Genomic DNA, 19,934 nt, shown 5'->3' with positions numbered 1-19,934 from the left:
AGTCACCGCGCGGTAGTGGTGGAATGGCAGACACGCTATCTTGAGGGGGTAGTGGGTGTATACCCGTGGAGGTTCGAGTCCTCTCTACCGCATTATGCAGAAGTAACGGAAGCTCTTCGAATAGAGGGCTTCTTTTTTGTTTACCCAAAAGGATACTCTACGCAGCTGCAGCATGGTGCGTCGGAGTATCCTTTTTTATATCTTTACTTGAGCAGTTTGGCGATATCCGCTTCGATCTGGTCCGGCGTAGTCTTGGGTGCGAACCGTTTCAGTACACGCCCTTCCTGGTCGACAAGGAATTTGGTGAAGTTCCATTTAATGCTCTTGGACCCGAGTACGCCCGGTGCTTCCTTGGACAGGTATTGGAACAGCGGATGGGCTTCTTCTCCTTTGACATCGACTTTCTCGAACATGGGGAAGGTCACCCCGTAGTTAATCTGGCAGAACTCCTCGATCTCCCCGCTTTGACCCGGCTCCTGCCCGGCAAACTGATTGCTGGGGAAACCGAGTACTTCAAAGCCGCGGTCTTTGAATTTCTCATAAACCTCCTGCAGCCCCTTATATTGAGGGGTGAACCCGCATTTACTCGCCGTATTCACAACGAGCAGCACCTTGCCTTTGTACTTGGCCAGTGATTCTTCTTCACCGCGCAGCGTTTGGGCCTCAAAATCATAAATGCTCATGGATGATGCCTCCTTTTGGGAATATCCGAAAATATATTTATAACAATTTAATTGTATACTATTTATGGAGTTAGTCAAATTTATTAAGCTAAATTCACTATTGCTATAAGTCGAAATTAAAGTTATATTATTAATTAAATAAATGATTAATTAATTAATTAAATAAAGTTTTGTTTAAAGAGAGGAGAATGTATTTGGCCAGACCCGTCAATGAAGAAAAAAGACAGGAGCGGCGTAAACGTATCCTAAAAGAAGCTGTAGTCCTGTTTGCAGAAAGTGGATATTCAAATACCACAACGGCTATCATTGCCCAGAGTGTGGGAGTGACTCCCGGAACCATTTTTCAATATTTCCCTAGTAAAGAAGCTTTATTCTACGCCGCTGTCCTGGAGCCGCTTGCTGATATTCAGGTGAAATCACTTGCCTGTCTACAACAAGAGGGGACGCCGGGGGCATTGATCAAGAACATGGTGAAAGAACAATTCGATCATATCTACTTCTATACAAATGAATTACGGCTTGTCCAATCTGTTTTAGGACAACGAATAAGATTCCCTGAACTTACAGAGAAGGTCCTTGAAAGTATAAAGGTAATGACAGATAAGATCGAATCCGTCTATGCCAAAGGACAGTCCATGGGAGAATTCAACAAAAGCTTTTCTCCGGCAATGATCTCTCGTGCATATATCTCTTTCTTAAATGGAGTGGCTTTAACTCTTGGAGAAAATATTCTTCATCATCCCGAGTGGGAAAATCTGAAGGGGCATGCCTTTTATTTGTTCGCACCCATACAACCTAAAGAAAAACTGGAGGAGTCTGAATGAGCCAAACATCATTACAACCCGATCTGACATTTAACGTTCGTGTGAAAAGACGGAAGAAAATTTTATGGAGCCTGGGGATCGTGCTTTTGCTTGTGATAGCTCTTGTATTTTTTATATCTTATAAAGTAGTAGACACCTTGTTGCATCATCCTAAAGACACTAATGTCAGCTACGAATTGAATATCGCTAAAACTCCCTACGAAGAGGTTGAGTTCAAGAGTTTGAAAAATGATAATACGATTAGAGGGACCTTTTTTCCTTCTGGTAAAGCAAGTAATCAGACGATTATTGTCGTCCATGGATACACGAGCAATCGTTTAGTCAAAGGGCGGACCCAAAAGTTAGTAGAGCATTTCGTACCGAAAGGCTACAATGTATTGGCATTCGACCTCAACTCGCAAGGTAAATCCGATGGTGATTTGATTACCCTGGGCCTCAATGAAAAATACGATTTGCTGGGAGCGGTGAGCTATTTAAAATCCAGAAACCATACGGGTGATAACATTGGAGTGATCGGCTTTTCAATGGGTGCTGCTACTTCTTTGCTAGCCGCAAGTGAAAGTGATGATATCAAAGCCGTAATTGCAGATAGTCCTTTTCGTAATGCCGGTCTATTTCTGAGAGAGGGTTTGCCCTTCTTTTCAGGTTTACCTGCGTTTCCCTTCAGTTATACATCGACTTGGATGGCAAATTGGGCCTTTAAGGTTGATCTTGATTCCGTATCTCCTATGGATGCGGTGAAAAAGATGCAAGACAAGCCAGTTATGCTCATTCATGGTACTGGAGATCAGCAAATTAGTTATAAAAATACAGAAATTATCTACGAGTCCTTAAAAGATAACCCAAGTGCAGAGGCATGGTACCCGCAAAATACGGAGCATATCGATGCTCTCAACCACTACCCGACTGAATATTTCCAAAGAGTAGACCGCTTTATGGATGAGTATGTTGGAAACTAAACGGGTATAAAAGCTTGATTCGGGGTTTCAAAAACTGCCTGAAGTTTAATATAGAGATCAGCTTAGGGTCCGGCCAACTGGCCGGATTCTTTGTTGCCTCCAGGCGGAAAAGGAAGGGGTAACAGAGGGCTTTATTGGCAATAATGGCTAAATAAAGACAGCTGAAGCAAAAAAGAGGAACATTTAGACACCCTAAGCGGGTGCTTTGGTTGACATCACCCCCAAAATTCTTTAATATGTCTAAGTATCTGAATACGTCGTGCGTGCGATTAATAACCAAAAATTTAAATAATGGGTGATGAAGATGTCTTACAGACCGAATATTACGAATGTGACCAAAGCCAGCAGCAACGATAAGGAAGGATTGTACGAGTTCATTATCAAGCTTGCTGACGGAACGGAGTGCCGCGCGTTTTATCATCGGTTTCCGGAATGGAAAATGACGAACATCAGCCGTTTGCTTAAAGCTCCATGCCCGATTTGCCGCAAAGACTTCATCTGCAAATGCATGGATGCATTCACTGCTGATTTCGAAGGGCAAATGATCGGTGACGGCAACTGGATCGAGAAGGCCATTGCTGAATAATTAAATGAACGGAACATGACGGCGCGGGAGCTTATTCCGCGTTTTTGTTTTTTCTGAAAGATAGGAATATGATGGTAATGAAGCAGAGGGAAAGGGGAGAATCGAGATGAGGGAACTGCCGGGAAAAGAACCTATGGCGCTGAGTTCAGAGCTTGGCGGCAAAATTGAGGGGCACTCTGTGGTGCTGATCGACGGGGTATGCCACTTGTGTCAAGGGCTTGTCCGGTTCATCATCCCGCGCGATCCCAAAGGCCGGTTCCTGTTTGCCCCTCTGCAGAGTGAGACCTCCCGGCAATTGCTGCAGGGCACGAGTCTCGACCCGGGCCAACTTAGCACAGTGGTGCTGCTTGAGGACGGAGTGGTGTACACGGAATCGGCCGCTGCGCTGCGAATCGCCCGCAGGCTTCGTTTTCCGTGGCCGGCTGCCTATGTGTTCATTCTGGTACCCAGACCGCTCCGCAATGCTATGTACAAGTATGTGGCCAAGAATCGCTACCGCTGGTTTGGGCGAGATGAGCAGTGTATGATTCCGACACCGGAGCTTCGGCGGAGGTTTTTGTAATCTTATTTTGAAAGCGTATAACTGCGCTTGGTTCATAAATCTGACGGCGGGAGATGGGAAAATGGTCTGGAAGGCAGTTTTCCGGATGATGGCGGGGATGGTTCTTTTTCTGAGTGCCGCTACTATGGTATCGGCTGCCCCAAAACTCCAGGTAATGGTGAACAATTCAAGTGTGGAATATGGAGTCCAGCAGGCTAACGGGAGGGTGATGGTTCCGCTGGCGGCTTTTCGGAGCTTCAAGAATATAGGGCTTCAGTGGGATGTGAATGCCCAAAAAGCAACCATTACCAGGGATAACACTGTTATTAAGATCAAAGCCGGAGAGCGGGGGGCATGGATTAATGATAAGGCTGTATCCCTGGATGTGCCGGCAAAGAATGTGGATGGCCGGATTACGGTCCCGCTGAGATTCATCTCTGAAGCGCTGGGAGCAAGAGTCAGGGTGGACGCAGCCGCGAACAAGGTCTGGATTCAGGAACGGGCAACTACCGCTATCGTCCAAAATTACAACGGCAGCGATTTGGCGAAATCGCGGTTAGCCGCGCTGCAAATGCCGGTGGATGAAAGCCGTGCGTTCAAACCCATAAGCGGAAAGGAGGAGGGACTGTCCTCAACCTACTATTTTCCCGCGGGACGTTCGGACTGTTATTTTGTGCTGCACGGGGATCTGGTAATGTATTACGAAATTAAAGACAATATTCAGAAGATGGAGTGGCTGGCCAGGCTGGACTTGTCCAAGGAGGCAACTAACCGGGGAGTAGCATCGTTGTTTGGTCACCCCATCATAGAAGAAGACGGCGTTGAGCCCTCTATAGCACCGGCGTATGCCTATTTCAATACCAATGCGTGGAGCAGCCAAATTATGTATGGCATGACGTATACGGATGGGACACCTGCTCCGGCAGGACAGCATTTGGAGTGGACGGACACCCTGAAGTCATTCATTGTGCCTATACCGGGGGAGACGAAAGTGGGGAAACATGGATAAGGGGAAACCGATGCGGAAGATGTGTGAAAAAAAAGATTGCCGCCTCTCTATATCTATGTTAGTATAGCTGTAAATTAAAGGATAGTAACGGAAGCACCGTTCAATGACCGTATCTCACGGTTATTGTCGGTGCTTTTTTTGCTGTCCTTTTTTGACTATAACATCAAAGCTTGGATCAGAAAGGGGAGTGGTATCATGGCGGCAAGGATCGTGCAAGGCTATTAGAGTGGATACATAACTAAGAATTCTATCAGATGTTCTTTTAATGCTTTGCTTTATCGCCAAATGAAGTGGGGGATTATGCAGTAGAAAGGGCCTACTGTATATAGATGTATTCTTTTTCTTTTTCCTTCCTTGTGAATATTCACCATTAAAAACATGTGAATAATTAAGAGTTGCATTAATTACAATATTATTTAATTTTGTATTTCTATATATAATATTAAAAGTATTGCAATTTAGAAAAATATAGAATAAAATCGGTCCTGTGTAATACCATAATTTTCATTTTAAAGGAGGTTTGTTCATTAAAAGTATATTTATTCAAAAACCTTATGAAAAAAGGAGAAAAAACAATGAAATTTAAAAATGCAGCATTTTCTGTAACAATTATAACTTCTTTATTGTTTTCTTCGTCTGTAAGTGCAGAATCAGAAAGTTCCCTAGAAACAGTTAATGAACAGGAAGGTGTTGTTATTCAGAATAAACTTGGTGTCTCACAAAATGAAATTAATGAATTTATCACTGAGGCTACTAATGAGGTTCAGAAAGAGAAGCTTACGAAAAGTTTAAAGGGACTAGCATCATACTCAGAGCGCATATATGATTACATAAGTGTAGAGGAAAACGGTTATTATTTTTATGAAGAAGACGCTAGTCATAGTAAAAAAGCATTTTTCGTTCCAATTGATCGCTCAAAGTCAAATATCGATCCATCTATCGATGCTGGTTCGGTTACCGAAGACGTATACATGAAGGAAGGTCTGATTTCACCTTTGGCAAATACTGGTGCGGATCTGCCAGATGGTATCGGTGGTAGGCAGTATATAGTTAAAAATGGGTCTTATATTTCTACTTCAGCGACCATTGCTGCACCTTCACAAGTGTCAAGAGATTCTAATGAAAATGCATATACCTATACTGGTTTTATGGCTGGAGCCAACTCTGCTGATATGGGATTAATGTATGATTCAAACGTGGGAATAGGTAGTGCTGAAAAAGGTTGGAAACCAGCAGTTCAAATTAATGGTGTTACAACTAATTCTTCACTAGAATCGCCTTATAATCAGGTACAATCTTCTAATGCATACCTTGCAGGTTCTCAAGCTACTTTCTATGCATGGTACAATTATAATATGAAAATCCGTTTGAAGATCGATGGTACTGCTATCTGTGCCGATCTTGGATGTGGTAACTCAGCAGACACTCCGTTAACTACAATAGTTACGTCTAATACTAGCTATAACATTCAACCATCAAGTTTTCAAAAATGGAAGGTTCTATCAGTTGTAACTGGAGATAACATTGGGAAAAACAAGTCGGTATTCAGTAATATCAAAGTCGATGGAGTACCAGTACCAAGCAGTTCGTTCCCAGCCCCGGATCAAGACTACGCTACCGTAATACGAGATGCTAGCAATAATGTAACAATTAGCGTAACTGGTTTATAATTAATGGTAGAGCCAATTTCCTGGGAAGATAGGGGGTTGGCTTTCTATAATTAAGGTTTTCCAGTAAAATTAGGATATAAGGAGTTGAAGTGTATGATGAAAGTATCAAAAGTAGCCTTCTCATTTTTATTTACTATCTTTATTATTGCGTTAGTCAGTCAAGGGACAGCCTTGGCGAAAAGTGGAATTAAAGTTGTTTTATATGGGAGTACCCTTCAAGGAGAGCACTTACCAGTTATGAAGAATAATACTGTTTTGGTTCCCTTTAAAGAAATCTTCAAAACATTGGGCTTTACTGTTAGTTATGACTCTGCAAGTAAAACCATCTCTGGAGATAAGTCAGGCACTACTATAAAATTAGTGATTAATCAAAACATTGCATGGATTAATAATACTCCTTCTACGCTTCAGGTAGCACCTCAGATTATAAATGGCTCAACCTATGTACCTCTTCGTTTTATCAGTGAAGCAAGCGGTTTGGAAGTAAAGTGGTATGGTAAGTCGCAAATTGTTTCTCTGTACTCCAAGCAAAATCTTTATTCAGCATCAAACGGAGGGGAATTTGGTTATATCAATGCGCAAGGTAAGAATGTAATTGATTATCAAACGAAGTTTACAAATGCTTATCCTTTTAGTGAAGGTTTGGCCATTGTATATTCAAGTGGTAAATTTGCTGGATTCATCAATCAGCAGGGTGAATTAGTTATCCCAAAGGGGAACTACTATGACGCGAAAGATTTTTCAGAAGGACTTGCAGCTTATAGAACTCTTGATACCGTATCTAAATATGGCTATATGGACATTACTGGAGCTAGTGTTATAAAGCCGCAATTTAAAAAAGCTAACAATTTCTCCGAAGGAATGGCAGCTGTTCAAATAGGGAGTAAATATGGATACATTGATTCTCTAGGGAAGATTATTATAAAGGCGCAATATGACAGCGCTAAAGATTTTTCAGATGGGGTTGCTCTGGTATCGATCAATGGAGCCTTCTATTATATCGATAAAAAAGGAAAAACTCTGATAAATGCAGATTATTCAAAGGCAGACTCGTTTTCCGAAGGGTTGGCCGCTGTGAAAAAGGGATCGAAATTTGGCTTTATTAATAAAAAAGGGAAAATAGAAATTCCTGCTATTTACGAGGAAGCTCACTCCTTTTCCGAAGGATTAGCAGCAGTAAAAATAAATGGTAAAACAGGCTATTTAGATAATAAAGGGACGATGATTATTCCTAATCAGTTTGATGCAGCAGGTGACTTTTATGAGGGCCTCGCAGCAGCAGAATCGGGCGGCAAGACTGGCTTCATAAATAAAAAAGGGGTCTGGGTTATTCAACCAACACTTGCATGGGCGCAGCCGTTTTCTAATGGCCTCTCCTATGCTTATAGTGAAGATGGAGAAGTGTATATTAATCAGACTGGTCAGATTGTCTGGAGGATAAACCAACCTTAAAAATCCATGCCGAGAAATGAAGGAAGACTAAAAAATGAATGAAAAAAAGTCTCATAGTAAGACTCTATATTTAATTATTTCTATCTTATCCGTACTTGTAATACTTCTCGTAGTTTTAGTTATATATAACAAAACTTCGCCTGAAGTATCTGCACTGAAAAAGATGCCAAATTATACAGAAATTAAAGGGAAGTATTATACTGACGGTTTAAAATACGAAAAGCAACCACACCTTGGAGAGACTGATGCTAAAGTGAAGGTAATTGAATTTGCAGATTTTAAATGTCCAGCCTGTAAAAAGTGGAAGGAATCAAACTGGGAACGTCTGAAAAGGGAGTTCATTGATACTGGTAAAATAGAAATGTATTTTGTTAATTACGCATTTATAGATCGTGATTCTATTCTCGCAGCAAGCGCTGGGGAAGCAATTGCAAAACAGAATAATGAAAAGTTTTGGGAGTACTATGAAAAGCTGTTTGACCATCAAGGGGATGAAACTAAGATTTGGGCAACTCAAGAATTTCTCTTGGATTTTGTGAAGGATAAAATTGATGGTATTGATTATAACTTATTTGAGAAAGAATTTATGGAGAATAAATATATGTTGGATGTTAAGGAAGATTATAAAACGGCTGGACACTACGGAATAAATGGTACTCCTCAATTTATGGTTAACGGGGCACTACTGCCAGATTCCTCTTTTGAAGGGCTAGCTTCAGCTATCGAGAAACAATTATTATCTAAATAGCTATTAATAATCAGAAATCCAAAAAATAAACAACCCCAGGAGATTCTCTGGGGTTGTTTATTTTCATTATACTGCTCCTTAGTCGTAGTAAAAATGATTTTTCTACCATTGCTGATCGCTATAATTGTACCTTTCTGGTCGGTACAACCGACTCAATTTGAGTCCATCTGCAAGCGTATTGTTTTCAGATTCAAATTCAGCATCTATGGTGAACACGAAGGGATTATTTGATCGGCACTCCGTTTATTCAAATTTCATCACGATAACTATAAATAGGAGCCAGAAGACCTGGTTATAACATTAGTTGAAGGAATAGTAACTCCTTTAGTTATAGCTTTGATGGTACGGCCTTCACTTTTGACTGCGGTCAGAAAATCTTTGAATGTGTATGTCGTGTAAGCGACTCTCGGGGCATATACAGTTTTATCATTGAGAACCTTCAAAACATCGTCAAGTCCGCCAATATGGCTGAATCAGGTTGAGTAGGTATGTGCTGAAGGATCTTGATTCCAGAAACGGAACATTTTTTCAGGGGGAGGCGATGATTCCCTACAAGGAGTACCCGCTTACAGATGGAACGGAGTTTACTATTATAAAAGGAAGCTATACGTTCCGAACAGCCCTAGGCCATGGCTATGCTGCGTAAATGGTTAAGATCGGGATTTCAGATGCTCCAGGGCCGGCTGCAGCGCGGGGAAAGCAAAGGTGAAGCCGTGCTCCAGTGATTTGGCCGGCAGAACCCGCTGGCCCTTCAGCAGGATTTCGGATAATTCTCCAACCGCTGCTTGCAGCAGGAAAGCCGGAAGGGGGAACCAATGAGGACGTTTATACACTCTGCCTATAGTTCTGCCGAAATCTTCGTTTGTAACGGGATGAGGGGCGGTAGCATTAACCGGCCCTGATATGCGGGGAGTATGAACGCAGAAATCAATCAGTGCGACAATGTCCGCCAGATGTATCCAGGACAGCCACTGGTCGCCTCGGCCAATTTTTCCGCCAAAACCCAGCAGATAGGGCAGTTTCATTTTGGGCAGAGCACCGCTCTCATTGCCTAGTACTACCCCGGTCCGCAGCTTGACCAGCCGGACGTTCGGGTAAGCTGCATCTGCGGCTTCCTCCCAGGCCTTCACTACCCCGGATGGGAAATCCATTACATGGGCCGGAGAGGACTCGTCAAAAGCATCCTGCAGCGAGGTGCCATAAATGGCAACGGCGGAGGCCTGAATTACGACCGGGGGTTTGTGCTGCAAAGCCTTCAGCAGTTTGGAGGCCGCGGTAACGGTTTCAAGCCGCGACTCCATAATCGCTTTTTTTCCTTTGGGACTCCAGCGCTGGCTTAAGGTTGAACCGGCCAGATTGACAAGGGCATCCGCATCTTCGGCAGGGCTGGGGTTTGAGGCAATCTCCTCCCAGGTATGGTATCTCAGTAGCGCCGACAAGGAGGGGGCTTCCGGCAATTTGCGTCCGACAATCAGGACCTCATGACCTGCCTGTACCCAGTATTTGGCCAGCTCACTGCCGATAAAGCCGGTACCGCCGCATATCACATATTTCATGTCGTACCCTCCATTCTGGACGCCCTGCGGGCAGGATGGTTATACTCGCTGCACGCAAACAAGCTCTACTTAATTAAATGCCGGTAAGGCGAGTAGTCAATGCCGTTTTTCTCCAGAAAGTTCACCAGAAAACGGTTATCCCGGCGCGGAGTGGCTACAATATAACCTTTGATGCAATGATCGCGGGTAACCTCCGATGCTTCACTTTCCACGGCTATTTTGCCGATTTCGGCAGCTATGGAATGCTTGGCGATATCGCGGAAAGGAGTGGGCACAGGCTGTACCAGCTGGTCAAGAAAAGCCTTGGCTTCCTCGCCCCATAACGGCCTGCTGCGTTCTACCCAATAGTTCTGCCAGTCAAGCTTGGATTTTCCGTCGGCTTTGGGCAGTACCTTGAGGAACTTGCGGAACATAAAAAAGCCACCGATACACATGGAACCCAGCAGCATAAATGTCCAGAAAGCGATGGAGTTCATAAACCAATTGCTCGGAGCTGCGGATAACAAGCCAAGCCCTGATTTAATAAACATGGTTATACCACCTTTGGCAATGATTATTGTCATACATCTTAATCTCATCTAAAGTATATCGTATTTCCAAAGTTTTGCGAAGCGGAAGCGGAGAGATCGTTCATGCCTAGATTTATTTCCCCGATCACGGTAGAATAAGGTTTAATTCGTGAAAGAAAGAGGGAAAAGGCATGCTGAAAATAGGTTCTCACGTGTCCTGCGCTGATAAGGGTCTGCTGAGCGCGGCTAATGAAGCAAATGAGTACGGTTCCAACTCGTTTATGATATATACGGGAGCGCCGCAGAACACGCGCCGCAAGCCGATTGAGTCCATGTTTCCCGTTGAAGGGAAAGAAGCCATGAAAGCCAACGGCGTGGAGGAGATTGTCGTCCATGCGCCTTACATTATCAATCTTGGCTCTTACAAGGACAATACCTTCCAGCTCGCTGTTGATTTCCTTCAGGAGGAAATCCGCCGTACACATGCGCTTGATGTGAAGCATATTGTACTGCATCCGGGTGCATATACGGACAAGGATGCCGCCTATGGCATTCAGCGGATTGCGGATGGATTAAATGAGGTGCTTGGCGGCACGAATGAGACAGAAGTGCACATTGCGCTGGAGACTATGGCCGGAAAAGGAACGGAAATAGGCCGCAGCTTTGAGGAGATTGCCTCCATCATTGATAAGGTTGAGCATAATGAGCGCCTGTCCATTTGTCTGGATACCTGCCACATTCATGATGCCGGTTATGATATCGTCGGTAATCTCGATGGTGTACTCCAGCAGTTCGATCAGGTTATTGGCTTGGACCGACTCGGTGTAATTCATATCAATGACAGCAAGAATCCGTGCGCAGCAGGGAAGGACCGCCATACACCAATTGGCTCCGGCTGGATCGGTTTTGAGACCATTAACAACGTGGTACACCATGAAGCACTGGCAGGACTGCCTTTTATTCTCGAAACACCTTGGATTGGTAAGGATGCCAAGACGCAGCGTCCTATGTACGAGGTGGAAATCGCTTTGCTGCGGGGTAATGTTGCTGAGCGGTTCGGAGCAGAGTTTCTGCAGGAGGTCGAAGAACTGCATGCTTTCTTTGCCAAAATGGAAATGGACTCCCGCCAATATGTGCTTGATGTCTGGAATCTGCTGAAAAATGATGCCAAAGCCAAAAAAGCAGATCCCCGCGAGCCGCTGGAACGGCTGTACGATCATATTGTAAGTGCAGGAATGTTCCCGTACCTGAGCGAGCAGGCTGTCAATCACCGCTTGATTGCCTGGCTGGCGGGCAAACAGCTGCTGGTGAACGCTTAAACGAAATTCATATGCGTATGCAATAGATGAGAGGATGGAAAGAGGAACATGGAATTACATGTGAAAAGGGATCATTCACAAGGTGGCGTTTCCTATCCCAACCGGGCGCGGATGTTGATATCCTGTCCGGATGGACCAGGGATTGTAGCGGCAGTATCGCATTTTCTGTACCAGCATGGAGCCAACATTGTGCAATCCGACCAATACACGATGGACCCCGAGGGCGGAATGTTTTTTATGAGGGTGGAGTTTGATCTGCCTAAACTGGAAGAGCGTCTGGAGGAGGTTCGTTCGCTGTTTGGCGGAGTGGCCGAGCGTTTCAAGATGGATTGGCAGATTTTTAATGTGAACCACAAAAAAAGACTGGCCATCTTTGTCTCCAAAGAAGACCATTGTCTCGTAGAGCTGCTCTGGCAGTGGCAAGCCGGTGATCTGGATGCCGATATTGCCCTTGTGGTGAGCAATCACACGGATATGCAGACCTATGTTGAATCTTTCGGGATTCCCTTCCATCATATTCCGGTTACGGCGGATACGAAGGCGGAGGCAGAGAAACGGCAGCTTGAGGTGATTGGAAATGATATTGATGTTATCATCTTGGCGCGTTATATGCAGATTATCTCACCGTCGTTCATCGATCATTACCGTCACCGGATTATCAATATCCACCATTCCTTCCTGCCGGCTTTTGTAGGTGGCAAGCCTTATGCCCAAGCCTATCAACGCGGTGTCAAAATCATTGGCGCAACGGCACACTATGTGACCGAAGAATTGGACGGAGGTCCGATTATTGAGCAGGATGTGCAGCGTGTGAGCCACAGCGACGATGTAACCGAACTGAAGCGTATCGGCCGCACCATCGAGCGGGTAGTCTTGGCCCGTGCTGTGAAATGGCATATTGAAGACCGTATTCTCGTCCATCATAACAAGACGGTCGTATTCAACTAGTCTTATGAAGTGAATATAGCTTTATGATCTACAGGTAAAAAAGCATTTTACCGGCATTTTGGCCCATTGCGCCAAAGTGCCTTTTGTCGTTCCCAAAAATCGGGTTTTGAAGGAGGCAGGGAGTTTGTCGACACAGCGGGGGCATTTGTTAAAACGTAATTATCTCTTCGCTTTATTGATCCTGATTACCGGCTTCGGCGGCCTGCTGGGCTATGATCTTTATTTCAAGCCTTATGTGCTGTCCCAAACCGTGGTCAAGATCAAGGTGGCAGAGGGTGAGCTTTTGCCGAAAAATTATGAGCTTACTTCTGCGGATCTGTATCTGGATTCAGTCCAGACCAAAGACATTCCTTCCGGGGTCATTACGGAGATTGATCAGGTAGAGCACAAGATTACCAATGTGATTCTGACAGGCGGCAGTATTCTGACGGAATCGCTGGTGGATGTAAGTGACTTGGAGCCGGCGGAGAATGAGGGGATTTTCCCCATTCCCAAAGAGGCGATCTATGCCATCAACGGTTCTTTGCGCAGCCGGGACAAAGTGGACATCTACCTGGTGGAGGGAGATGGGCCTGTGACAAGCGGCAACACCGCCGGTTCAGGAATCATAACAGCCGGACGGAAGTGGTGGTTATCGAGGAGAAGCCACGTGAGGCTTTTCTCAGCGGAGTTACTGTCAACTATGTGCGGACGGAAGACAACAATGATGTGCTGGACTCGGAGCATGGCAACAACAACCGTTTCACATCCACAGGAAAGGTATCCACACCGGAATTGAAATTAACCAAAAGCGATGGTCAGCTGCTGGGACAATATTTGGAGCAGGGCAAAAAGCTGTGGATCGTGCGGGTGGAGTAGGAGGAGAGAGAAGTTTTGAAAATATTCAGTTTGGGCATGGACCAGTTGACGATTAATGAAATCAAAGAACTCAGTGAGCTCCGCCGTAGCTACGGGGATACTATCATTTTTTATCTGTATCTGCAAAAGTGAGTACGCGGAGACCAAGCTGTATATATACTGTATGAACGTTTGGGTGTGTACCTTATGCCCCCGCGTTTTACAGCTGCGGCCGTGATTGAGATGCTTCTATGGAAGAGGATGGGGGGAGCGTTCCAATCTGGTCGGGTTCTTCGGTTCGGGTCCGGGGATCGGATGCACAAGTGCTGCCAAGCTGTTTGCACGAAGAATTGCTGCAGTCGGTCTGCGTGTTATGGTATTAGGCGCAAAGCCGCAATCAGTCACAGGCTGAGACCAAGGCTGATGGGAAGATGCTCCATACCCTCTTAATCGAGGCCTTCCTTGGAGCCATCTCAATTCTCGTTCTACGAAACTTGAGTTAATAAAAAGTGACATTAAAATTATCTATATTAAAACCTGGCCTAAAAGAGAGTTGATTCCATGCCTGATAACTGGCCAACGAAAGAAAAGCTTTAGAGGACTGTCTTCGGTTGTATACCGACTACAGTCCTTTGTGGAAGTTTATGGCAGGTGAGACTTTTAACATAACTTCTAAAACCCACTGTTCAAAGTGAACTGAGCTTATAATTTTAGGGATGAATTGAGATAGCCTTTATTATGTTAGGAAATAAACAAAAATGCCTCTTCTAGAATGTTAGTTCCATAATTAGTAAACTAATACTTAACGGTATATGTTCCTGGGAAACTTGAAGTTACAGAAATTTTATAGTTTCCATAAAGACTTGCGTTTATAGAACCTGAACCTATTATTTCACCTAAATAATGATATCCCGTATATTCGTGGATACCATAAACTACAAAATTACCACCACTAGGAGCATTAACGCTAATCGTTAAAGGCCCACTCAAATATAATGACATGCTAGGATCTCCGACATTCCCATAAATTATTCCTTGTGTACCAATATTCCCACTTACCTGTGCTGCTGAGTGATTAGTATTAGTAACGGCTTCATCAGCGAAAACGGCTTGCATAGGTGCCAATAGCATAGTCATGGCAGCTACTCCTGAAATTGCTTGTTTTAAATAATTTTTCATTATGATGCAACTCCTTCTATAATTATATTTTCTTACAAGATAATAATATAATATTTTCCATGTAATTGAAAGTGTTTTATTGTAAAATAATTGTACTAAAAGTGAAAAATTGTTCTTTAATGGTACTCTTTGGATGATACTATTATAATTTGGAGCATGTAGTTTCTTTCTTTATTTAAAATGAATATGGTTTGATTAACTGCGAGTTTGATGAAATTTCCAATTTAATGTATCTATCATCGGAGTTGATATAACCAAGGGATCTAGTGTGGTAAAAGCGTTCTTCAAACCAAACGAGCCATACGAGAAAAGGGGGAAGCACATTGCTGCCAAACTAACAATAGGGGAACTCCAGTTAACGGATAGCTCCTATGACCTGGATGTGTGGGTTGTTTCCAGACAATCTGCGTAGAAATACGTAATAAAACTGGAGGGTTGTAAAATAACCTAACTTTGTATTTGAATCTAGTGGGGAGGACCCCACTAAACCATAAGATGAGATGATGGAACCACTAAGCTCCGATGTGCAGTTTAGGATACCACCTGAACTGTTCAAAGCTGGGTAAAGTATGCGAAAAGTAGCCTGTGAAGCAGTTAACGAAGTAGTATGGTGGCTATAAAATGACTATGTTTAGATGTTGCAATTGCAAATGACGAATCTTCGAATGTACGGCTCGTAGAGGTTACCTAAAATAAGAAGGTAATCTCAACCTAAGTGGTGAGCTATCGTAGAAAGATAGTATCCATTGTCTATTCTATCCTAATCCCATAGAGGATCAGAGTCCTGCGCCCTATCATCATGGACAAAAGTATGGAGTCGGGTTAGAGAAGGAAGCTAAGGTCATATGTAAAGCTAGGATACAAGGAACAACGGAACTGTGGAAGAAGATGCCAAGGAATGGTATTCTTGATGCTTCTAAATATCAGGAAATGGATACTTAGTGCATAGGGCAGTAGCCCGTAGTAACGATGAAGGTAGGGAAACTTACTGGAGTGAAGGGGCATAGTCTAAACTGAACGAATAGAATCATTCAACTGACAAGGAAGTCGTAGGTATAACTAGCCAAACCAATTCCTATTTCGAAAGAAGGGGTGGTGCATTGGCACAAGAATTTGTCTATCCGAAATCAGAAATCGAATTCTAGAGCATACAAGAAGAAATTGTATCGTCTATCCAATGAAGCTTATGAACAGAATGAACGTCCTATATTCAAAGGATTAATTGAAATTATCTCTTCAGAAATAATCATACTAACAGTCATACACAATATTAAAGCCGAACATAGGAGTGAAACGGCAGGTAGTTACGGTAGGACAATTAGAAAGAAAAGCGGTGATGAGAACGAGCCTAGAGGATACAATGTTTTTTGGGCGGGTGAACGGTTTGTTTTTCTGGCAGACACCACAGGCTTGCCGGATAGCGTAGAAGTGACCCTGCCGGGCGGCTACAGTGTTCAACTCACCCCAACCGATGCGGACAAAGTAGTGTGGACAGGTGAGCTGTACGATGCTTCTTTTCAGAAGCTGCCGGACGGACCTTTGACCTTTACCTTTACGGCTACCAATGAGTATCAGACCAAGACCGATAAAGTAACAGTAGTGATCTCCGGGGACTGGTCTGAATACTTCCAGAATCACCGGATACAATAATCAAGCATGGGAGCGGGCCGGATATCGTCAGACGATTCCTTCGGCCCGTTCTTCGTTTACCCGCATTCTGAGCGCAGTAGCTCCGGAATTCGTATAAGCAGTATGTACTGGAGAGTTGGAAGTGGAGTAGCTCTGTGCTCTGTGTAAATAATACGACAGCTTGCCTTTGAAGATCTTGTGGGCGCACAGGGACAATGCAAAATCCTCCGGGGTCACAAAACAGGCCGGTTTGTCTACAGGCTGCATATTGGTTTCTTCAAATACGGATGCTACAAAGTGGGAACAAAAATAGGCATCCTCCCGGTTGATTCTAATTTTTAGCAGAACTCCGATTAACCCTAACAGATGATATTTGTACCGCTCCTGATTTTGCATCATGCCCATCACATGATCGTACATTTTGTCGTATTCCTGGCAACTTACCCGCAGCTTATAAATGGCACAATCTGCTCCACTGTAGAACGGATCTGCAAAATTCTCGCGGATCAGGCCGGCGATAAAGGGATTGTGTGTTTTTTTTCTTCCAAAGCTATACACTTCCCTCAGTTCGCTGTCAAAGGCGATTGACGCATGATTTAGGTCGGCCTTAGTAAACAAGCGGATCATACCGCTGAAGGCAGTGCCCGTTCCGGTCAGCACGATATAGATATCCTTGTTTGAATTTGAGGTCATGTTCTGAATTCCTTTCAGCTGGAAATGTTGGATAATCCGGTAAAAGCTCTTAGGTAACTCCATCTTACTGCATAATCAGGGTTTCTGAAACAAACTTTAGTCGCGTCTTGAAACTAGACTTAAGGCTAAGTAGCCACCCGACTTCTGCAGCAGTTACTTTTACGTACGTGAATGCATCCTAGTTGCACAATCTAAGCGGCAGGAAATGCCGGGTTTGCAAAAAGAATTGGTAATGCTTCCACACTAATGATACAATAAGAGTCAAAATGACATTCTTGAGATTCATGAGGAGGACTATTAAAAATGAATGATGAGAAGCAAGCAATTCAGAAGGATGAAAACTCCACGGTTGACAACCTGGCGATCACTACGATCCGTACCCTGGCTATCGACGCCATTGAGAAAGCGAACTCGGGTCATCCGGGGATGCCGATGGGTTCTGCACCGATGGGCTATCAATTATTCGCCAAATCAATGAATCATAACCCGGATCATCCAACCTGGGTGAACCGTGACCGTTTTGTACTGTCCGCAGGACACGGTTCGATGCTGCTGTACAGCCTGCTCCACCTGAGCGGCTACGATCTGCCAATGGAAGAATTGAAACAATTCCGCCAATGGGGCAGCCTGACACCGGGACATCCGGAGTTCGGTCACACAGCCGGTGTAGATGCAACTACAGGTCCGCTTGGACAAGGGATCGGGATGGCCGTGGGTATGGCGATGGCTGAGGCTCAACTGGGTGCCACGTATAATAAAGAACAACATAACGTTATCGACCACTTTACTTATGCCATTTGCGGTGATGGCGACCTGATGGAAGGGATCTCTTCCGAATCCGCCTCCCTGGCCGGTCACTTGAAACTGGGCAAATTGATTGTTATGTATGATTCCAATGATATCTCCCTGGATGGCGAGCTGAAGCTGGCGTTCTCCGAGAATGTTGCACAGCGTTTTGAGGCTTATGGCTGGCAAGTGCTGCGTGTAGAGGATGGAAACGATCTTCCGGCACTGGAGCAGGCTATTTCCAAGGCGCAAGCAGATAGCAGTAAACCGACATTGATTGAAGTAAAAACTGTTATCGGCTACGGCAGCCCGAACAAACAAGGTAAAGGCGGCCACGGCGGTACTCACGGTTCCCCGCTTGGAGCAGATGAAGCGAAGCTGACCAAAGATTTCTATAAATGGGTATATGAAGAGAACTTCTATGTGCCGGACGAGGTTCGTGCCCGTTTTGCCGAAGTAAAAGAAAAAGGTATTGCAGCGAACAAAGCATGGGACGAGAAATTTGCAGCTTACAAAAAAGCTTATCCCGAGCTGGCAGCACAACTTGAGACTGCATTAAACGGCGAACTTCCTGAAGGCTGGGATGCCAAACTGCCAACTTATACTACTGAAGACAAGGCGGTATCTACGCGTGTGGCTTCCGGTAATGCCCTGAACGGCTTGGCCGCAGGAGTTCCACAGCTCGTGGGCGGTTCTGCTGACCTTGAAAGCTCCACTATGACTCACCTGAAAGGTCTGCCGGTCTACACCCCGGAATCTTACGATGGCCGCAACATCTACTTTGGCGTACGTGAGTTTGGTATGGCTGCAGCCATGAATGGTATTGCACTGCATAGCGGACTCAAAGTATTCGGCGGTACGTTCTTCGTCTTTACCGATTACCTGCGTCCAGCGGTACGTCTGGCTTCCATCATGAAGCTGCCGGTAACTTATGTACTGACTCATGACAGTATTGCTGTCGGTGAGGATGGACCCACCCATGAGCCGATCGAACAGTTGGCTTCCCTGCGTATCATTCCGGGTCTGACCGTTATTCGTCCGGCAGACGCCAACGAAACTTCGGCAGCATGGGCTTACGCGCTGGAGAACACTTCCAACCCGGTTGCATTGGTGCTTACCCGCCAAAACCTGCCGATTCTGGCTGGAACAGTGGATGGCGTACGTGAAAATATCAAACGCGGGGGTTATGTAGTTTCCGAAGCCAAAAACGGCAAACCGCAAGCACAAATCATCGCAACGGGTTCCGAAGTGCAATTGGCAGTTAAAGCACAAGCTGCTTTGGCTGAAGAAGGCATTGATGTGCGTGTAATCAGCTTGCCGAGCTGGGATTTGTTCGAGAAACAGGATAAAGCCTACCGTGATTCGGTCATCCTTCCGGAAGTCAAAGCCCGTCTGGCTATCGAAATGGCTCAAACCTTCGGCTGGGAGCGTTACACCGGTGACCAAGGCGACATTCTTGGCATCACTACTTTTGGTGCATCCGCACCTGGCGACACTGTAATTAAAGAATACGGCTTTACCGTTGAAAATGTAGTGAGCCGTGTGAAAGCACTGCTATAAGCGAGTGAATAACTGATTACAGAGGGGAGAAACAGCAAATGAACCAGTTTACCAATGCGACAATTGAAAAAGCAGCCAACGTGTATTATGGTGGACAAGTTACAAGCCGCACGGTTATATTGCAGGATGGTACTAAGGTGACGCTCGGCATCATGCTTCCTGGTGTATATGAATTCGGGACGGACGGTCCGGAGATCATGGAGATTCTGTCCGGTGATCTGAAAGTGCTGCTTCCTGGTACAGAAATGTGGCAGGAGATTAAAGGGACGGCGACCTTTAATGTTCCGGGCAACGCCAAATTCGCGCTGGAAGTATTCGAAGTAACGGATTATTGCTGTTCTTACCCGGTGGTGTAAAATAAAAAAAGCTCTGCGCAATAGCGCAGGCAGGCTGTCGAGAAAGTCTCGACAGCCTTATTTATATGCAATTAGTTTAAGACGACACCG

21 protein-coding genes and 1 tRNA gene are annotated in these 19,934 nt (G+C 44.7%); 17 read left to right on the top strand and 5 right to left on the bottom strand.

Features of this window, described 5'->3' with window-relative positions:
• Positions 1-9: 9 nt before the first annotated feature.
• Positions 10-92 (top strand) — tRNA-Leu (locus IEY53_RS32000).
• A 111-nt stretch (positions 93-203) separates the two neighbouring features.
• Here the strand turns inward: IEY53_RS32000 and IEY53_RS31995 are convergent.
• Positions 204-683: a glutathione peroxidase gene (locus tag IEY53_RS31995; protein WP_189032027.1), complete on the bottom strand. Its 480-nt coding sequence runs from the start codon at positions 681-683 to the stop codon at positions 204-206.
• A gap of 188 nt (positions 684-871) precedes the next feature.
• Here IEY53_RS31995 and IEY53_RS31990 point away from each other — a divergent pair, with 188 nt between their 5' ends.
• The 9 genes from IEY53_RS31990 (at position 872) to IEY53_RS31950 (ending at position 9,118) form a co-directional block, all read left to right on the top strand.
• The gene (locus IEY53_RS31990) at positions 872-1,507 is read left to right on the top strand and encodes a TetR/AcrR family transcriptional regulator (protein ID WP_229696463.1); all 636 of its coding nucleotides are present in this window, start codon (positions 872-874) and stop codon (positions 1,505-1,507) included.
• Entirely contained in the window at positions 1,504-2,466 is a 963-nt protein-coding gene (locus tag IEY53_RS31985) for an alpha/beta hydrolase (RefSeq protein ID WP_189032022.1), read from the top strand. The genes IEY53_RS31990 and IEY53_RS31985 overlap by 4 nt, the downstream gene beginning before the upstream one ends.
• Positions 2,467-2,770: 304 nt before the next feature.
• Positions 2,771-3,052 carry a hypothetical protein gene (locus tag IEY53_RS31980; RefSeq protein WP_189032020.1) on the top strand — a complete coding sequence of 94 codons (282 nt, stop codon included), beginning with the start codon at positions 2,771-2,773 and terminating at the stop codon, positions 3,050-3,052.
• A 133-nt stretch (positions 3,053-3,185) separates the two neighbouring features.
• On the top strand, positions 3,186-3,614 hold the full coding sequence (locus tag IEY53_RS31975; protein WP_189032072.1) for a thiol-disulfide oxidoreductase DCC family protein: 429 nt from the start codon (positions 3,186-3,188) through the stop codon (positions 3,612-3,614).
• Between the two features lie 61 nt (positions 3,615-3,675).
• Positions 3,676-4,602, top strand: a complete 927-nt coding sequence (locus tag IEY53_RS31970; protein WP_189032018.1) for a copper amine oxidase N-terminal domain-containing protein — start codon at positions 3,676-3,678, stop codon at positions 4,600-4,602.
• A 575-nt stretch (positions 4,603-5,177) separates the two neighbouring features.
• Entirely contained in the window at positions 5,178-6,272 is a 1,095-nt protein-coding gene (locus tag IEY53_RS31965; RefSeq protein ID WP_189032016.1) for a YrpD family protein, read from the top strand.
• A 93-nt stretch (positions 6,273-6,365) separates the two neighbouring features.
• A complete protein-coding gene (locus IEY53_RS31960; RefSeq protein ID WP_189032015.1) occupies positions 6,366-7,724 on the top strand; it encodes a WG repeat-containing protein in 1,359 nt (452 codons plus the stop codon).
• A gap of 34 nt (positions 7,725-7,758) precedes the next feature.
• Positions 7,759-8,472: a DsbA family protein gene (locus IEY53_RS31955; protein ID WP_189032014.1), complete on the top strand. Its 714-nt coding sequence runs from the start codon at positions 7,759-7,761 to the stop codon at positions 8,470-8,472.
• A 490-nt stretch (positions 8,473-8,962) separates the two neighbouring features.
• The gene (locus IEY53_RS31950; RefSeq protein WP_229696464.1) at positions 8,963-9,118 is read left to right on the top strand and encodes an FHA domain-containing protein; all 156 of its coding nucleotides are present in this window, start codon (positions 8,963-8,965) and stop codon (positions 9,116-9,118) included.
• Positions 9,119-9,122: 4 nt separating this feature from the next.
• Here the strand turns inward: IEY53_RS31950 and IEY53_RS31945 are convergent, their stop codons facing one another.
• Positions 9,123-10,028 carry a TIGR01777 family oxidoreductase gene (locus tag IEY53_RS31945; protein ID WP_189032013.1) on the bottom strand — a complete coding sequence of 302 codons (906 nt, stop codon included), beginning with the start codon at positions 10,026-10,028 and terminating at the stop codon, positions 9,123-9,125.
• 65 nt (positions 10,029-10,093) lie between these two features.
• On the bottom strand, positions 10,094-10,558 hold the full coding sequence (locus IEY53_RS31940) for a DUF2621 domain-containing protein (RefSeq protein WP_189032012.1): 465 nt from the start codon (positions 10,556-10,558) through the stop codon (positions 10,094-10,096).
• 170 nt (positions 10,559-10,728) lie between these two features.
• On the opposite strand from IEY53_RS31940, the gene IEY53_RS31935 reads away from it, so the two are divergent.
• The 4 genes from IEY53_RS31935 to IEY53_RS35810 all read left to right on the top strand — a co-directional run bounded on the left by IEY53_RS31935 (position 10,729) and on the right by IEY53_RS35810 (position 14,024).
• Positions 10,729-11,856 carry a deoxyribonuclease IV gene (locus tag IEY53_RS31935; protein ID WP_189032011.1) on the top strand — a complete coding sequence of 376 codons (1,128 nt, stop codon included), beginning with the start codon at positions 10,729-10,731 and terminating at the stop codon, positions 11,854-11,856.
• 48 nt (positions 11,857-11,904) lie between these two features.
• Complete coding sequence (purU, locus tag IEY53_RS31930) at positions 11,905-12,804, top strand: formyltetrahydrofolate deformylase (RefSeq protein ID WP_189032010.1); 900 nt, start codon at positions 11,905-11,907, stop codon at positions 12,802-12,804.
• A gap of 124 nt (positions 12,805-12,928) precedes the next feature.
• Positions 12,929-13,582 (top strand): CpaB family protein, encoded by a 654-nt coding sequence (locus tag IEY53_RS31925; protein WP_189032009.1) that lies wholly within the window; start codon positions 12,929-12,931, stop codon positions 13,580-13,582.
• 310 nt (positions 13,583-13,892) lie between these two features.
• Complete coding sequence (locus IEY53_RS35810) at positions 13,893-14,024, top strand: hypothetical protein (RefSeq protein ID WP_268240835.1); 132 nt, start codon at positions 13,893-13,895, stop codon at positions 14,022-14,024.
• A gap of 412 nt (positions 14,025-14,436) precedes the next feature.
• On the opposite strand, the gene IEY53_RS31920 is transcribed toward IEY53_RS35810, so the two are convergent.
• Complete coding sequence (locus IEY53_RS31920; protein WP_189032008.1) at positions 14,437-14,820, bottom strand: hypothetical protein; 384 nt, start codon at positions 14,818-14,820, stop codon at positions 14,437-14,439.
• 1,410 nt (positions 14,821-16,230) lie between these two features.
• Here IEY53_RS31920 and IEY53_RS31915 point away from each other — a divergent pair.
• Positions 16,231-16,470, top strand: a complete 240-nt coding sequence (locus IEY53_RS31915; protein WP_189032007.1) for a hypothetical protein — start codon at positions 16,231-16,233, stop codon at positions 16,468-16,470.
• A 27-nt stretch (positions 16,471-16,497) separates the two neighbouring features.
• Here IEY53_RS31915 and IEY53_RS31910 read toward each other — a convergent pair whose 3' ends face one another.
• Positions 16,498-17,142, bottom strand: a complete 645-nt coding sequence (locus IEY53_RS31910) for a hypothetical protein (protein WP_189032005.1) — start codon at positions 17,140-17,142, stop codon at positions 16,498-16,500.
• 303 nt (positions 17,143-17,445) lie between these two features.
• Here IEY53_RS31910 and tkt point away from each other — a divergent pair, with 303 nt between their 5' ends.
• On the top strand, positions 17,446-19,488 hold the full coding sequence (gene tkt, locus IEY53_RS31905) for a transketolase (RefSeq protein ID WP_189032003.1): 2,043 nt from the start codon (positions 17,446-17,448) through the stop codon (positions 19,486-19,488).
• A 38-nt stretch (positions 19,489-19,526) separates the two neighbouring features.
• Positions 19,527-19,844: a pyrimidine/purine nucleoside phosphorylase gene (gene ppnP, locus IEY53_RS31900; RefSeq protein ID WP_189032001.1), complete on the top strand. Its 318-nt coding sequence runs from the start codon at positions 19,527-19,529 to the stop codon at positions 19,842-19,844.
• Positions 19,845-19,934 lie beyond the last annotated feature (90 nt).

Source organism: Paenibacillus albidus (assembly GCF_014644435.1).
In the GTDB taxonomy this organism is placed as follows: domain Bacteria; phylum Bacillota; class Bacilli; order Paenibacillales; family Paenibacillaceae; genus Paenibacillus_AQ; species Paenibacillus_AQ albidus.
The sequence above is the reverse complement of the archived record's forward strand: the minus strand, read 5'-3'. Positions and strand labels throughout refer to the sequence as shown.

What these genes read in the sequence shown, in the direction of transcription:
- IEY53_RS31920 (WP_189032008.1), bottom strand. Translation starts at nt 14,820, where the DNA reads ATGAAAAATTATTTAAAACAAGCAATTTCAGGAGTAGCTGCCATGACT.
- IEY53_RS31975 (WP_189032072.1), top strand. Translation starts at nt 3,186, where the DNA reads ATGGCGCTGAGTTCAGAGCTTGGCGGCAAAATTGAGGGGCACTCTGTG.
- IEY53_RS31970 (WP_189032018.1), top strand. Translation starts at nt 3,676, where the DNA reads ATGGTCTGGAAGGCAGTTTTCCGGATGATGGCGGGGATGGTTCTTTTT.
- IEY53_RS31965 (WP_189032016.1), top strand. Translation starts at nt 5,178, where the DNA reads ATGAAATTTAAAAATGCAGCATTTTCTGTAACAATTATAACTTCTTTA.
- IEY53_RS31945 (WP_189032013.1), bottom strand. Translation starts at nt 10,028, where the DNA reads ATGAAATATGTGATATGCGGCGGTACCGGCTTTATCGGCAGTGAGCTG.
- IEY53_RS31960 (WP_189032015.1), top strand. Translation starts at nt 6,366, where the DNA reads ATGATGAAAGTATCAAAAGTAGCCTTCTCATTTTTATTTACTATCTTT.
- IEY53_RS31940 (WP_189032012.1), bottom strand. Translation starts at nt 10,558, where the DNA reads ATGTTTATTAAATCAGGGCTTGGCTTGTTATCCGCAGCTCCGAGCAAT.
- IEY53_RS31985 (WP_189032022.1), top strand. Translation starts at nt 1,504, where the DNA reads ATGAGCCAAACATCATTACAACCCGATCTGACATTTAACGTTCGTGTG.
- IEY53_RS31995 (WP_189032027.1), bottom strand. Translation starts at nt 683, where the DNA reads ATGAGCATTTATGATTTTGAGGCCCAAACGCTGCGCGGTGAAGAAGAA.
- tkt (WP_189032003.1), top strand. Translation starts at nt 17,446, where the DNA reads ATGAATGATGAGAAGCAAGCAATTCAGAAGGATGAAAACTCCACGGTT.
- IEY53_RS31955 (WP_189032014.1), top strand. Translation starts at nt 7,759, where the DNA reads ATGAATGAAAAAAAGTCTCATAGTAAGACTCTATATTTAATTATTTCT.
- IEY53_RS31910 (WP_189032005.1), bottom strand. Translation starts at nt 17,142, where the DNA reads ATGACCTCAAATTCAAACAAGGATATCTATATCGTGCTGACCGGAACG.
- IEY53_RS31935 (WP_189032011.1), top strand. Translation starts at nt 10,729, where the DNA reads ATGCTGAAAATAGGTTCTCACGTGTCCTGCGCTGATAAGGGTCTGCTG.
- ppnP (WP_189032001.1), top strand. Translation starts at nt 19,527, where the DNA reads ATGAACCAGTTTACCAATGCGACAATTGAAAAAGCAGCCAACGTGTAT.
- purU (WP_189032010.1), top strand. Translation starts at nt 11,905, where the DNA reads ATGGAATTACATGTGAAAAGGGATCATTCACAAGGTGGCGTTTCCTAT.
- IEY53_RS31980 (WP_189032020.1), top strand. Translation starts at nt 2,771, where the DNA reads ATGTCTTACAGACCGAATATTACGAATGTGACCAAAGCCAGCAGCAAC.
- IEY53_RS31990 (WP_229696463.1), top strand. Translation starts at nt 872, where the DNA reads ATGTATTTGGCCAGACCCGTCAATGAAGAAAAAAGACAGGAGCGGCGT.
- IEY53_RS35810 (WP_268240835.1), top strand. Translation starts at nt 13,893, where the DNA reads ATGGAAGAGGATGGGGGGAGCGTTCCAATCTGGTCGGGTTCTTCGGTT.